Source organism: Mesoterricola sp. JemC181, from assembly GCF_055384585.1.
Genome location: NZ_AP045076.1, coordinates 2,975,661 through 2,989,886, shown reverse-complemented (window position 1 = coordinate 2,989,886; position 14,226 = coordinate 2,975,661). Strand labels below are relative to the sequence as shown.

The 14,226-nt window shown below is 67.7% G+C and carries 9 protein-coding genes; 4 read left to right on the top strand and 5 right to left on the bottom strand.

Going from position 1 to position 14,226, the window contains the following annotated elements; all coding sequences use genetic code 11:
* Positions 1-14: 14 nt before the first annotated feature.
* Together ACZ5MC_RS13070 and ACZ5MC_RS13065 are read right to left on the bottom strand one after the other, a co-directional pair.
* Entirely contained in the window at positions 15-485 is a 471-nt protein-coding gene (locus tag ACZ5MC_RS13070; RefSeq protein WP_464515990.1) for a PaaI family thioesterase, read from the bottom strand.
* Positions 486-855: 370 nt separating this feature from the next.
* Positions 856-1,230 carry a NifB/NifX family molybdenum-iron cluster-binding protein gene (locus tag ACZ5MC_RS13065; protein ID WP_464515989.1) on the bottom strand — a complete coding sequence of 125 codons (375 nt, stop codon included), beginning with the start codon at positions 1,228-1,230 and terminating at the stop codon, positions 856-858.
* A gap of 165 nt (positions 1,231-1,395) precedes the next feature.
* Between ACZ5MC_RS13065 and ACZ5MC_RS13060 the strand changes: the two genes are divergently transcribed.
* The 3 genes from ACZ5MC_RS13060 to ACZ5MC_RS13050 all read left to right on the top strand — a co-directional run bounded on the left by ACZ5MC_RS13060 (position 1,396) and on the right by ACZ5MC_RS13050 (position 7,446).
* Complete coding sequence (locus tag ACZ5MC_RS13060) at positions 1,396-2,886, top strand: glutamine synthetase family protein (RefSeq protein ID WP_464515988.1); 1,491 nt, start codon at positions 1,396-1,398, stop codon at positions 2,884-2,886.
* Between the two features lie 66 nt (positions 2,887-2,952).
* Positions 2,953-4,002, top strand: coding sequence for a TlpA family protein disulfide reductase (locus ACZ5MC_RS13055; protein ID WP_464515987.1), 1,050 nt, complete (start codon positions 2,953-2,955; stop codon positions 4,000-4,002).
* Positions 4,003-4,395: 393 nt separating this feature from the next.
* Positions 4,396-7,446, top strand: a complete 3,051-nt coding sequence (locus tag ACZ5MC_RS13050) for a carboxypeptidase regulatory-like domain-containing protein (protein WP_464515986.1) — start codon at positions 4,396-4,398, stop codon at positions 7,444-7,446.
* Positions 7,447-7,480: 34 nt separating this feature from the next.
* Here the strand turns inward: ACZ5MC_RS13050 and ACZ5MC_RS13045 are convergent, their stop codons facing one another.
* On the bottom strand, positions 7,481-8,548 hold the full coding sequence (locus tag ACZ5MC_RS13045) for a hypothetical protein (RefSeq protein ID WP_464515985.1): 1,068 nt from the start codon (positions 8,546-8,548) through the stop codon (positions 7,481-7,483).
* Between the two features lie 13 nt (positions 8,549-8,561).
* Positions 8,562-10,553, bottom strand: coding sequence for a TonB-dependent receptor plug domain-containing protein (locus ACZ5MC_RS13040; protein WP_464515984.1), 1,992 nt, complete (start codon positions 10,551-10,553; stop codon positions 8,562-8,564).
* 640 nt (positions 10,554-11,193) lie between these two features.
* Here ACZ5MC_RS13040 and ACZ5MC_RS13035 point away from each other — a divergent pair.
* Positions 11,194-12,054, top strand: coding sequence for a DUF3034 family protein (locus tag ACZ5MC_RS13035; protein ID WP_464515983.1), 861 nt, complete (start codon positions 11,194-11,196; stop codon positions 12,052-12,054).
* 2 nt (positions 12,055-12,056) lie between these two features.
* On the opposite strand, the gene ACZ5MC_RS13030 is transcribed toward ACZ5MC_RS13035, so the two are convergent.
* Positions 12,057-13,925: a sigma-54-dependent Fis family transcriptional regulator gene (locus tag ACZ5MC_RS13030; protein WP_464515982.1), complete on the bottom strand. Its 1,869-nt coding sequence runs from the start codon at positions 13,923-13,925 to the stop codon at positions 12,057-12,059.
* Between the last annotated feature and the right edge of the window lie 301 nt (positions 13,926-14,226).

The following is a 14,226-nucleotide window of genomic DNA, read 5'->3' as shown; positions in this document are numbered from 1 at the left end:
CCATCCCATCCTGGTCAGAACTGTCCGAACCCCTCCCGCATCTGCGCCGCCACCACCTCGCCCCGCGCCGTGACCTTCCCCAGCGCCGACACCGTGGCCTCCACCACCACCTTGCGTCCCTCGATGCGCTTGACCTTCCCGCGGATCTCCAGCTCCACCCCCAGGGGCGTGGGCGCGACGTAGTCCACGTGCAGGGAGGCGGTGACGAAGCGGTAGGCCGGCAGCGTGTCCATGGCGCGGCCCTCCTGCCGGTACATGGCGGCAGCCGCCGTGCCCGTGGCGTGGCAGTCCACGAGGGAGGCCAGGAGGCCCCCGTACACGAACCCCGGAACCGCCGTGTGCTCGGGCCGGGGCGTGAACCGGGTGACGGACTCCTCGCCCTCCCAGCGGGTGCGGATGCGCAGGCCCAGGGCGTTGAGGCTGCCGCAGCCGTAGCAGTGGGAGACGTTCTCGGGGTAGTAGTCCTGGAAGGCGGGTTCGGGCATGGAGCCTCCTGCTGCCTCCAGTCTAGAGGGTGTTTTAGAAATAGAAGGCCCCGCGACGGTGTCCAGAAGCGCGATTATCGTGCGCAATGCCCGCAGGATGGATTGGGTATCCATTCAAGGGTATTGCACACGATAAGCGCGCTTCTGGGCACCGCCCTCCGGGTGATGGCAGCGTGCCCGCCAACTCTGCGTCAGGCTCGTCGACCGATGTCCCGCATCGGTTTTCCTCGCCTTCCTTGATTTGCCGGGCACGGTGCCATCATCGCGGGGCCTTCTATTTCTAAAACACCCTCTAAGGTCTGTTTCCTTCTTTCCTCACCGAGGTGGCCGAGGGGCCGAGGTTCGCCGGGGAAAGCAAGGCGGGTGCGTTCTAGTGGTGGTGGCCGCCGCCGCAGGTGAATTCGCCGGAGAAGACCTCCAGGCCGCCCTCGAGAAGGGCCTTGACCGCCGCGCCGACCGTGGGCGCCCCGGTGCCCCGGTACACCTCGATGCCCGCCTGGTTGAAGCCCATGAGGGGCCGCCTGCCCAGGCCGCCGGCGATGAGGGAGGTCACGCCCTGCTCCGCGAGGTGGGCCACGGCCGCGAGGCAGCCGCCCTGTTCGTGGGGCACGGGGGGCACCGTGGCCACCCGGGTGACGGTGGCGCCCTCCACGTCCACCAGCGTGTAGAGGTCGCAATGCCCGAAGTGGCCGTGCACGCCGGCCTCGAGGCCGCCGGGGAAGCTGGAGGGGATGGCGATGCGCATGGTGGGGCTCCTTGGTAATTATTGTGGGCATATGCTCTAAATAGTGCAAGGCCGATCCGGCGCTGTGATGGGTGTCACAGGAACTGCCGCGCGGCCAATCGTTTACTGGCCTATCCTGGCATTTCCGGCCCGGCAATCCTGCCAACTTCCTCAAGGCTCACGGACATGAACGACCAGCTCGCCCTGAACCCCAACAAGATCGTCAAGGCGCTCCAGAAGCCCGCCGAGGATTTCACCAAGCAGGACATCGTCCGCTTCATCGAGCAGAACGACATCCGCATGCTGAACTTCCGCTACGTGGCGGGGGACGGGCGGCTGAAGAAGCTGAACTTCGTCATCAACAGCAAGGCCCACCTGGAGAAGGTGCTCTGCATGGGCGAGCGGGTGGACGGCTCCAGCCTCTTCCCCTTCGTGTCCGCGGATTCCAGCGACCTCTACGTGGTGCCCCGCTTCCGCACCGCCTACGTGAACCCCTTCACCGAAGTGCCCACCATCGACGTGCTCTGCAGCTTCTTCGACAACCACGGGGACCCCCTGGAGAGCGCCCCCGAGTACATCCTCCAGAAGGCCCAGCGCACGCTGAAGGAGCGCACCGGCCTGACCATGGAGGCGCTGGGCGAGCTGGAGTACTACCTGTTCTCCGAGATCGACTCCATCTACCCCATCGTGGAGCAGAAGGGCTACCACGAGTCCCATCCCTTCTCCAAGTGGGGCCTGGTGCGCCGGGAGGCCATGCAGGTCATCAGCGAGATGGGCGGCAACATCAAGTACGGCCACGCCGAGGTGGGCAACATCATCTCCAACGGCACCGAGATGGTGCAGCACGAGATCGAGTTCCTCCCCGTGCCCATCGAGCAGGCCGCTGACCAGATCGTCATGGCCAAGTGGGCCATCCGGGAAGTGGCCTACAAGCACAACCTGGAGGTGAGCTTCGCCCCCAAGATCATCGCGGGCCAGGCCGGCAGCGGCCTGCACATCCACACCCGCTTCATGAAGGACGGCCGGAACATGATGGCCGACGACGCGGGCCTCACCGAGACCGCCCGCAAGGTCATCGCCGGCTACCTCATGAGCGCCGAGTCGCTCACCGCCTTCGGCAACACCGTGCCCACCTCCTTCCTGCGCCTGGTGCCCCACCAGGAGGCCCCCACCAGCATCTGCTGGGGCGACCGCAACCGCTCGGTGCTCGTGCGCGTGCCCCTGGGCTGGCAGGGCGTGGGCGACCGCATGCTCCTCAAGGCCAATCCCCAGGAGCCCGCCAACGGCGTGCGCGCCTTCGAGAACAACCAGACCGTCGAACTGCGCAGCCCCGACGGCAGCGCCAATGCCCACCACCTCCTGGCCGGCATGGCCGTGGCCGGCCGCTTCGGCCTGGAGCATCCCGACGCCCTGAAGGTGGCCCAGGAACTCTACGTGCGCGCCGACGCCACCAAGGTGGAGGGCCTCAAGCAGCTGCCCGCCTCCTGCTTCGAGTCCGCGGACTGCCTGGCCCGCGACCGCGCCCGCTACGAGGACGGCGGCGTCTTCCCCGCCGGCCTCATCGACTCCCAGATCCGCAACCTCAAGGCCTTCGACGACCTCAACATGAGCGAGAAGATCTTCGGGCACGCGGATTCGCTCAAGGATCTGGTCAACCTGCACCTGCACTGTGGTTAATAATTTATAGTTTAGTTTATCCATGGATAAGCTATACAATGACCCGGTGATCCCCCTGGAGCCCCCATGACCTTCTCCGCCCGCACCTTCCTCATGCTTGGCCTCTGCGTGCCGGTCCTGGCCGCGACGGCACCCGGCGAAAGCGCCGAAGCGGCCGCGGTCCTCCAGGCGGCGGCGGCCAAGGGCCAGGCCGTGGCGAAGGCCCGGGCCGCCCACATCGAGGCCGGGCGGAACTCCATCGATTTCAAGGCCGACGTGACCCGGGAACTGGCCGGAATCTCCGCCCGGCTGGCCACCGAGACCCAGGCCCCCGCGCGCCAGGCCCTCCTGGTGGCCCAGCTTTACTATCTGCGCCTGGCCCGCCAGACGCCCTCCGCCGAACAGGTCGCCTTGACCCTCAAGGAGGTTCCCGCCACCGCTCCCGCGTGGGCGCTGGACAAGGGCCTCCTGCCCGCCCTGGGGACCTGGGCCCCCAAGGCCTCCGCCGCCTACCTCGCCGAAGCCCGGGCCCACCAGCCCGACGGCCCCACCCGCCGGAGCCTCCTCTTCGAGCACTTCACCGAGATGGTGGACACGGGTACCGAGGCCGACTGGAAGCCGTCCTTCGAGGCCCTGCAGAAGGACTTCCCCGGCTCCGCCGAGGCCCTCAAGGCCCAGGACCGGCTCACCGCCGAGCTCAAGACCGCCGTGGGCGTCCAGGCTCCGGCCTTCAGCGCGACCTCCCTGGAAGGCCTGCCCATCACCCTGGACACCTTCAAGGGCAAGTTCGTGCTCATCGACTTCTGGGCCACCTGGTGCCCCGACTGCCGCGCCGGCATGCCCTTCATGATGAAGGCCTACGGCCGCTTCAAGGACAAGGGCCTGAACATCCTGAGCCTCTCCTTCGACCGGAAGGTGGAGCACATCGCCCCCTACCGGGCCAACCCCGCCACCTCCATGCCCTGGAGCCACGCCTTCCTGCCCCAGGGGTTCAAGAACCCCATCAGCGAGGCCTACGGCGTGCGCAGCATCCCCAAGCCCGTGCTCGTCGGGCCGGACGGGCGGGTCATCGCCACCGGCGGCGACCTGCACGGCGAGAAGCTGGAGCGGACCCTGGAGCGGATCCTGGGGAAGTGAACCCGATCGCCCAGGCGAGGCCGGTAGCACGATGAAGGATCCATAAGCAAGGCTCCCTAAACGCTGCCTTCAGCGGGAGCCGCATCCCGTTCTGACTTCAGACACGTCATTCCTTCGCAATGCGTTCCCGGCCCCCCAGCGTTCATGCCTTTTCCTTGGGAATCCGGCAGGATGGTCCATTGCCCATTCGCCCGGATTCTCCTGAAGGAAAGCCGGACGCCGGGGCGCAGAGCTTTCGCCGGGGCGCAGATAACCGGAATCTCCACACCCGGGGAAACCCGGCGGACCCCGAATGAGACCCTTGACGGGCGAGATGAAGTATTGTTATTGTTCAATTCTTACATTTCTTACTATTCCGCCTTTTCTTATCAACAAGCACGACAGGAGGCCCCGATGCCGCTTCCCCTCTCCTCCCGCAGCCGGGTCGCCCTGCTGATCCTCTCCGCCGGTGCCATCCTGCCGGCCGCGCTGGCTGGCGAGGGAACCCTCGCCATCCGGGTCCTGAATTCCAAGGGCGCGCCGGTGGCGGGCGCAACGGTCGTGGCCTCCAGCCCCACCCAGATCGGCGGCGCCCGCCGCCTCACGACCGACGCCCGGGGGCAGGTGCGCTTCATCCGGCTCAGCCCCGGCGGGTTCAGCGTCCAGGTGGAAGCGGCCGGGCTTCAGGCGGGCGGCCTCAAAGGCGTGCTGGTGAAAGTCGACCAGACGACCAGCGCCGATGTGGTCCTGCCCGAGACGGCGGGCGCAACGGTCGTCGTCTCGGACACCATCCACCGGCTGGACGTCACCACCGTCACCACGGGCACCCAGTTCACCCAGGCCGACCTCACCGAGCTGCCGGTGGGCCGGGATCAGCTCTCCACCATCGCCCTGGCCCCGGGCGTCCTGGGCCTGCCCACCAATTCCACCGGGAGTTCGGCCAACCCCGGCCTGATCTTCGGGCTCAACCGGACTAGCGGAGGCAGCGCCTCCGGGGGCGCCAACGGGGCCCGCAACAACACCTATCTCATCGACGGGGTGGACGTCACGAACCCCGAGACGGGCACCGGCCGGACCCAGCTGCCCCCCGAGCTGATCCAGGTGCAGGACATCAAGACGGGCGGGATCACCGCGGAGTACACCGCCCGGGCCGGCCTGTTCTCGAACGTGGTCACCCGCAGCGGCGGCAACGAATTCTCGGGCGGGCTCAGCGTGCAGTACCGCTCCCCCTCCCTGCAGAACAAGCCCGCGCCCGGGCGCTTCGACGTGAGCAAGCGGACCACCAAGGACCTGAACGCCTGGGTCCTGGGTCCCCTCGTCAAGGACCGTCTCTGGTTCGTCGTGGACGCCCAGAAGATCACCGACACGGTGGAGGTCCATCCCCCGGCCAGCAACGCCCTTTTCGCGGGCGAAAGCCGCACCGGGACCCTGGCCGACGCCTCGAAATTCTTCGCCAAGGTCACCTGGCAGATCGCCGATCATGACCAGGCCAGCGCAAGTTTCAACCGGGATCCCCTGAAGTTCGACAACCTGTCCAACCCCAACACCCGGACGAACCGGGGAGACCAGTCCCAGCAGGGCGGCACCCGCTACCTGATCACCTACTCCCACCAGTTCGAGAACGTGGTCCTGGACCTGCGGGCCTCCCGCAACAAGGAGGAGAACAGCACCGTGGCCCTGTACTCCGACCTGGGCCCCCTGAACACCCTCCTCTCCGCCACCCCCATCACGGGAACCCAGAAAAACCTGGGCAACAGCGCCTCCCAGGACATCCGGGAGGACGAGCGCACGGAATTCAGGGCCGACCTGACCTGGCTCTTCAAGGCCGCGGGCAGCCACACCTTCAAGGCGGGCTACCAGGTGGGAGAGGAATCCCTCAACCGCTCCACGGGCATCGCCCAGGGCGTTTCCTACGAAAGCTACATCAATCCCGTGACCTGGGGCGGCACCGCCGCCTACGGTGGCAACGTCAACAGCTTCAAGAGCAAGATCGTCTCCGCCATCAACGCCAACCCGGCCCTGGTGGCCTCCCTGAAGGCCGCGGGGTTCGCCCCCACCGGCGCGGGCGGCGCCTTCCTCAGCACGGACCTCAACGCCTACGTCTTCAACAGCGCCAACCCCAGCGGCGGGTACGCCAGCTACCGCAACGTCGTGGAGTCCCTGAACCCCAGCAAGCCGAAGATGGACAAGAAGGGCTTCTACATCCAGGACCAGTGGCAGATCGGCGACTTCACCTTCAGCCCCGGCGTGCGCTTCGACGACTACACCTATGTGGCCGATGACGGGACCAGGCTTTTCCACACGGGCTACAACGTGGCCCCCCGCATCGGCCTCACCTGGGACGTGCGGGGCGACGGGCGCACGAAGGCCTACGGCTATGCCGGCCGCTACGTGGACCCCATCAAGCTGGATATGGTGCGGTTCACGGGGAGCCTCACCAGTTCGGTGACCCTGGAGCAGGCCTTCATCCAGAACCAGTGGCTGACCTTCAACGCCCGGGGCGGCAAGAAGACCCTGGACGCCGTGTTTGCGGACAACTTCAAGTTGCCCAAGACCGACGAGCTGCGCGTGGGCTTCAGCCAGGAGCTGGGCGAGGCCTGGAGCGCGGACGTGGCGGCCACCTGGCGCCGGGACTACGACATCATCGAGGACTTCGACATCACGCTGTTCACGGACAAGGCGGCCCTGGAATCGGAGGCCCGGAGCGTGTTCGGCATCGGCGCCAGCCCCAGCGCCGCCCAGCAGCACGCCATCGACCTCTACCGCAACCTCGCCCTCGATCCCTCCACCTTTGCCGGGGGCGGCTACTCCGGCGCCCAGAACGTCGCCCGGGCCAAGGCCGGCGCCCTGAACTACATGCTGGCCAACCTCCCCGGCGCGGAGCGCAAGTACCGCAGCCTCGAGCTCACCCTGAACCGCAAGGCGGTGGACAACTGGTCCGGTTTCGCGACGCTCAGCTTCGTCAACGCCACGGGCAACAGCTACAGCTCGGGCGATGCCGGACGGCAGGGCGACAACGCGCAGTGGGACGAGCGCCTGCCATACATGAACGGGCGGCTTGCCGGTTCAATCTCCTGGGCCTTCAAGGCCTACGGAGCCTACCACTGGGACAGCGGCCTGGTCGTGGGGGCGAACTTCCTCTCCTACTCGGGTTTCGCCTATGCCCGGGGCATCTCGGGCGGCGGGCTCGAGGCCGCGCCCGCCGTGGACCAGGTGGACAGCTCTCGCCAGATCCACTGGACGCCCCGGTTCTACCAGCTGGACGTGCGGGTCAGCTACAGCCGCAAGCTGTTCGGCCAGGTCAAGGGCGAGGTCTACGCGGACATCTTCAACATCCTGGACCGTCAGGGAGCCACGGGCCTTTCGGAGTCGAACAACCTCTGGAGCGCCGCGCCGGTGGCGGATTCGCCCTACCAGTACCAGGCCCCGAGGAACGTGGTGGTGGGGGCGAGGATCACGTTCTGAGGCCTTCAGGCGCAGCCGATCCAAGGCCCTGTCTTCACCGGAAGGCGGTGATGATCCGGATCTCCTTCACGATGCGCACGTCCCGGTCGATGTAGAAGTCCCCCCGGGGCACCACGTGGTAGCGCCCCGATCCGGCCCCCAGGGCCTCGCCGTTGATCCGGTCGGCCAGGAGGGCACCGCGCCCGTCGAAGACCTCGGTGCCGGAGTAGACGGAGCGGTAGCCGTCCGCGGCGGTGACCAGGACGCAGGTGGAGCGGGGATCCGTGCCGGCCGGGAGGAGCGGCTTCAGGAGGGAGCCCAGGTCGGCCCCGGTCGAGACGCGCAGGCCGTGGTAGCCCATGCCCTCCCCGAAGGCCGCGTCCCGGTACCGGGCGCTGGCGGCCGCCTGGAAGCGCTCCCGGTCCAGGCGCACCCGGGCGCCGTCCGGGCCCACCAGCTCGGGCGCGTCCACCAGCGCCTTCTTTCCGCCGGCCTTGTCGGCCACGACGGGAATGCCCACCTGGCGGATCTCCACCTCGGCCACGTCCTCCACGAACCGGCCGCCGAAGCCGTCCTGGGGGAACACCAGGCAGAGCCCCTTGGGCATGGACAGGCCCAGGAGCCTGCCCTGGCCGTGGCAGGAGGCGCAGCTTTCCAGCTTGAGGGCATCCCGGGCCGCGGGGGGCTGGAGGGCGATGGGATCCACCGCGCTCCGGCCCAGGGGGTCGTGGTGGTGGGGCAGGATGAACCGGGCCTTCTCGGCGAGGAGGGGGCCGCCGTCGCCCGCCAGGAAGAGCTCGCTCCAGGCGAAGAGGGCCTTCCGTCCGTCCCGGCCCGTGACCACGATGAAGGTGTCCAGGGGGCGGTCGAAGCCGTCGTCGGTGCTCTTGGCGGGCTTGAAGGACGCCAGGACGTCCCGCAGGGACCAGCCGTCGATCTCCAGGGAGCAGCGGTAGGAGCCGTCCGCGTGGGCGAGCTTCACCAGGCGCCGGTACCGGGGCAGGTTCCGGGTCGCGGCGGCGCGGAGGAGGCCCTCCCTGGGCACGCAGCCCCGGACCTGGACGGGGTGGGGGGCGGCGGCGCCGAGGGCGGCGCAGAGCAGGGGGATGAGGGGCTTGAACATGGAACCTCCCGGTTCAGAAGTGGTAGCGGACATTGGCGAACCACATGCGCCCGGGCAGCGGGTAGCCGGTGGAGAGCTGGTAGGCGCGGTCGAGGACATTGGTGAAGCCCGCGTCCAGCTGCACGGCGGCCACGGGCTTCCAGCCCAGGCTCAGGTTGGCGGTGGTGAAGCCGCCCAGCCGGGCGGTCACGGACTGCTTGGCGAGGTTGGCGTAGCTGTCCCACAGGGCGTCCTGGCTCTGCACGGAGGCCAGGACGTGGAGGGACGGCAGGACCTGCGCCTTCACGAAGCCCGACAGGCGGTTCCTGGGGGTGCCCGTGAGCTTGACGGCGGGGTAGGTGACGTTCCTCCGGTCCAGGTAGGTGTACCCGAGGCCCGCCTGGAAGGCCTCCGAGGGCTTGAAGGCCGCCGAGACCTCGCCGCCCGTGTGCCGCACTTCCCCGATGTTCTGCATCTGCATCATCCCTCCGGGCACCGGCATGCCCTGGATGAGATCCCGGATCGTGCTTGAGAAGAGGGCCGCCTCCAGCTGGAACCGGGTTCCCAGGGCCAGCTTGGCGCCGGTCTCCAGGTTGAGGGAGCGCTCCGGGGCCAGGCCCGGGTTGTCGATGTAGGTGCCCAGGCGCAGCGAGTAGCGGTCCTTGAGGGTGGGGAAGTGCTCCTTCTGGGCCACGGTGGCGTAGACCTGCAGGGAGGGCGCGGCCCTCCAGAACAGTCCGGCCTGGCCGTGCCAGTAGGCCCGGGGCTGCGGCCGGGTCCAGTTGCCCGAGGCCACGGGACGAAGCTGGTCCCACCCCGCGCCCAGGGACAGGTCCCAGGCCGGGGCCAGGGAGACGCTGTCCTCGAGCCCGGCGGACAGGTAGTGGTCCTCGAAGTGCGTCCACCCCGCCGTGGACGCGATGGCTCCGGTGCCGTCCCGGTGGACGTCGGTCTTCGTCTGCAGCACCGCCCGGAGGCTGTGGGAAGGGACGAGGGTGGTCTGGAATTCCGCCAGGGCGCCGTGGGTGAAGTCGCGGTAGAAGCTCCTGCCCGTGGGCTTCAGGTTGCCGGTGGTGTTGATGGTCGTGTAGGTGGCGTCGGTGTAGCCGACGATGGTGTTCTCGTAGGTGTCGTAGTAGGCCCGCAGCTTGAGGTCGCTCTGCGCGCCCAGGGCCGTGCGGGTCGACAGCGAGGCGCTCTCCTTGTTCCAGGTGGGCCACTGCCAGTAGTTCGCCGTGATCTGCGGGTTGGTGCCCACCGGATTCCCCTTGCGGCCCTGCTGGTTCTGGTAGGCCACCACGTACTCGTCCGTGGCGTTGGGGGTCCAGCCCGCTTTCAGGGAGGCCTTCTTGTCGCGGGTGAAGGAATTGTCCCGCCAGCCGCCGTCCTCGCGCACCGTGGGCGCGAAGCCGGAGGGAAGGCGCCAGTGGTCGCTGCTGAGGTAGGAGGCGCCGGCCTGCAGGTAGTACGACGCCTGGCGCGTGCCCGCATTGAAGGCCGCGCGCTGCCCGCCGCCCTCCGCGACCCCCGCCGCCACGTCGCCTTCGAGGGCCCGGGTGGGCCGCCGGGTCACCATGTTGATGGCGCCGCCCAGGGTGTTGGGCCCGTACAGGATCGAGCTGTAGCCCTTGGCCACCTGGATCTCGGCGAGATCGAAGGTGGTGAACCGGCCGTAGTCCATCTCGCCGTCGTAGGGCACGTACACGGGGATCCCGTCCACGAACACGGGCACCTGGCGCGAATCGTTGCCGCGCACGTAGAGCATCTGCTCGTTGCGCGAATTGACGGTGAGGTTCACCCCGGGCAGGGCCGTGAGGGCCGCGCCCACGGTGTCGAGGTTGAGCGCGCGGATCTGCTCGGCGTCCAGGCGGGTGTTGACCGTCTCCAGGGCCTCCTGCTTGTCGGTGACGACCACCGTGACCTCCCCGAGCTTGAACGCGCCGTCCTTGGGGGCAGGTTTGGCGGCATCCTTGGCCGGGGTCTCGGCGGGCAGGATGGATCCGCCCATGCAGACCAGTGCGATCATCAGGCGTGTTGGAAGACAACGGGGCATTTTGACTCCTTAGGGCTTCGTCGAAAGGGATCGACCGGATGGATTTTGGATGGGTACGTTATATCCTTAAGGATATATCGAAGCCAAGCCTTTTTTCGTTCCGGGAATCGAAAGAGAACCAGATCCCGTGGGCCTCTGGAGCGTGTCGCACGAGTGTCGCGGCGGTGTCGCCGCAACTGTTGCCGATTGCGACGATTCGCAGGAACTGGGGCACCTCGTCCGGCCTGGCCGAAGGAAGGTGGGCCCGGAGCGGGTGCCACGCGACCGCATTGAATCGAATTAAGTCTATGTTTTGAAAGTTTTAGATATGCCTGAAGCGGGACTGTGGCCCGTCCGCGCCCCCGCAATGGCACAGTTGCTGCAAGATTAGAGAGATCACCTGTAAATTGAGCGTTTTTGCAACACCCAACCCAAACTATTGATTTCGGCGGACAGAACTGAATTCCGGCGGGCATCGCCCTGTTCCAATGTCCGGGCCGAAGGGTCATGTCGAAGTCTAAATCGAGAAATAAAAGTTTTTAATAGCAAAATTCAGCTTCGCCACTTTTCCTGGCCAAGGCGCAGGAACCCGCTCCACTCCCCCACTATTACCCATCCTCCAAAGGAGAGCTCCATGAACTTCGCCATCCCCACCTCCCTCCCCAGGCGCCCGCGGTGGCTCGCGGCCGCGGCCTTCCTCGCGTGCGGCGCGGCCCAGGCCGGCGCGCCCCTGGTGGGCCTCGACGGGGTCGGCGGCATCGCCTTCAATCCCCTGGCCTACGTCACGGGCACTCCCGTCGCGGATTCCTTCGTGGGCAAGCCCGTCGTGGGCATGTGGTACATCAGTCTGGGAAAGGCCGCCATCGACTGGACCACCTTCGGGGTGGCCACCTCCCTGGGCAAGCGCGTGGAGGTGTCCTACGGCTTCGAGGCCGCCGCCGTGGAGAAGCTCGAGGGGATCCACAAGAACACCTTCGCCGCCAAGGTCCTCGTCCTGAACGAGAACGCCGGCGGGACCGCCTGGGTCCCCGCCGTCTCCATCGGCGCCAAGCACAAGAACACCACCTTCCATGTGAGCGGCGCCACCAAGTCCGACGGCATGGACTACTACCTGGTGGCCACCAAGCTCATCACCCAGCTGCCCAAGCCGGTGCTGGTATCGGCGGGCGTGCAGTCCACCCAGGAACAGGTGACCGGCCTCATCGGCTTCAACAAGGAACGGGCGACCATCGTCTACGGCAACGTGGATATCATCCCCGCCAGCTGGCTCTGCCTCGGCGTGGAGTACCGCACGGGCCCGGACTACGGGAAGGCCGGCGGCAACTACAAGGACGCCAGCTACTACAACCTCCACGCCGCCTACTTCGCCACCAAGCAGCTCACCTTCGCCGGCGCCTACACCTATGCCGGGAAGAACACCTGGAACGGCGGGGAGTCGGGCGACAAGCTCGGTTTCGGCGGCGGGTTCGTCGTGAGCATGCACTACACGTTCTGAGATCAGGGCCTGGGTCGTCCCAGCATCCGGTAGAGCGTGCTGCGGTGAAGGCCCAGGGCCTTCGCCGCAGCCGTCATGTTGCCCCTGTTCGCGGCGATCGCCTGCTCTACGGCCTGGCGGGTGAGCGCGTCCAGATGCAGGGGAGCCTCGGCCGGTGCGGCCGGGGCGGGGGCCTTGGAAACCGTCCGCCCGCGGCGGTACTCGGGCGGCAAGCCCTCCAGGGAGATGACCTCTCCATCGTCCGCCAGGGCGACCAGGGTCCGCAGGAGGTTCGCCAGTTCGCGCAGGTTCCCCGGCCAGGAATGCGCCTGGAGCGCCGCCCGGGCCTCGGCCGTGAGCGCGATGCCGCGCTCGCTGGCGCCGCTGCCCTGGAGCAGGGTGTCGAGCAGGGCGGGGAAGTCCGCGCGTTCCCTCAGGGGCGTCAACCGCACGCAGAAGTGATGGAGGCGGTAGAACAGGTCCGGGCGCATGCGGCCGGCGGCCACTTCCGCCTCCAGATCCCGGTGCGTGGCGCAGACGGGCACGAAATCCACCAGGGTGGACCGCCTCCCGCCCAGGGGCGCCACCTCCTTGTCCTGCAGCACCCGCAGGAGGCGCGCCTGCATGGCCAGCGGCATGTCGCCGATCTCGTCCAGGAAGAGGATGCCGCCATCGGCCTCCTTGATCTTGCCGGGGTTGCCCTTGTGCCGGGCGCCGGTGAAGGCGCCGTCCTCGTACCCGAACAGCTCGGATTCGATGAGGCCCTCGGGGATGGCGGCGCAGTTGAGCATCACCAGGTTCTTGTGGCCCCGGCGGCTGGCGGCGTGCAGGGCCCGGGTGAACATCTCCTTGCCCGTCCCCGTCTCGCCCAGGATCATGACGGGCACGCCCGAGTTCACGGCCCGCACGGCCAGGTTGAGCTGCTCGCGGCTGGAGGCGTCCCAGTAGACGCCCGCGGGGCCGCGCTGGCGCGCGGGTTCCGGGGGGGCGCTGCGCGCGGGCTTCTGGCCGAAGGTGCGGGCGAAGATCCGGCGTCCGTCGCGCATGACCAGCGGCACCGCGAGGTCGTCGGGCATCGCCCCGGAGAAGAGATGCTGGAAACGCACCTGCCGCAGGGAGGCCCAGTCCAGTCCCAGCAGGGTGATGGCGACCCGGTTGGCGGCCACCAGGACGTCCCCTTCGAAGAGGAGGATGGCTTCCTGCCAGGTGCCCAGCAGGGCGGGGTTGGAATGCAGGGTGAGCATCCGGCGCCCGCGCAGGTCCAGGGAGAACCACCGGTGCTCGATCTGGGCGACGGCCATCTGGATGAGTCCGCGCGCATACCCGGGCGCCAGGCGCGCGTCGCCGGAGATGTCCAGCACGCCGGCCATCTCGCCGGTGGGGGTCAGGACCGGCACCGCGCTGCAGGTGAGGATCTCGTTGGACTGGCAGAAATGCTGGCAGCCGCGCACCAGCACGGAGCGGTGCTCCGTGAGGGCCGTGCCGATGGCGTTGGTGCCGCGGGCCTGTTCGCTCCAGTTCACGCCGGGCTGCAGGGCCACCTGCTCAGCCTTGTGGAGGAAGTCCAGGTTGCCGCGGCGCTCCAGCACCATGCCGTCGGCATCGGTGAGAAGCACCAGGCCCGGCGTGTCCTCCATGCACTCGCCCAGGGCGTCCAGCTCCGTGGCCGCCAGCCCCAGCAGCGTCTCGCTGCGCTCCCGGGCCAGGCGCAGCTCCCGCTGCATCACGGGCTCCGAGACCTCGGGCCGCTCCAGGGGAACCCCCAGCACCGCGCAGCGTTTCCACGAGCTCACCAGGGGCCCGGGAAGCCAGGGCGGAACCTCCCCGCGCTCCAGGAAGAGGAAGCGAGCCTTGCGGATGGCGGCGCGGTCGTTGGATTCTTGGTTGAGCATGCCGTGGTTGCAGCCTTGTGGAAGTGAGGCACCCGAAGCTGATCTGAACCTGTCTGGCTGGGACAATCTTATAAGGTAAACGTGCGGGCCGTATATGCCAGTATTTTCGCGGTGTCGCAGGCGCTGTCGCGGGAAGTGTCGCCGAATGCGACAGTTGGTTCAGACGGGGATAACCCGCGTGCGACGTTATATTTGGATGGATACAGAGGATGGCCGCTAAGTGGCGGATTGAAACTGCATGTAAACACGATGGTTGGGTCGTCTATTGGCCGGGAGAGCGCCCAGGGGCCCTTCCTTGGCA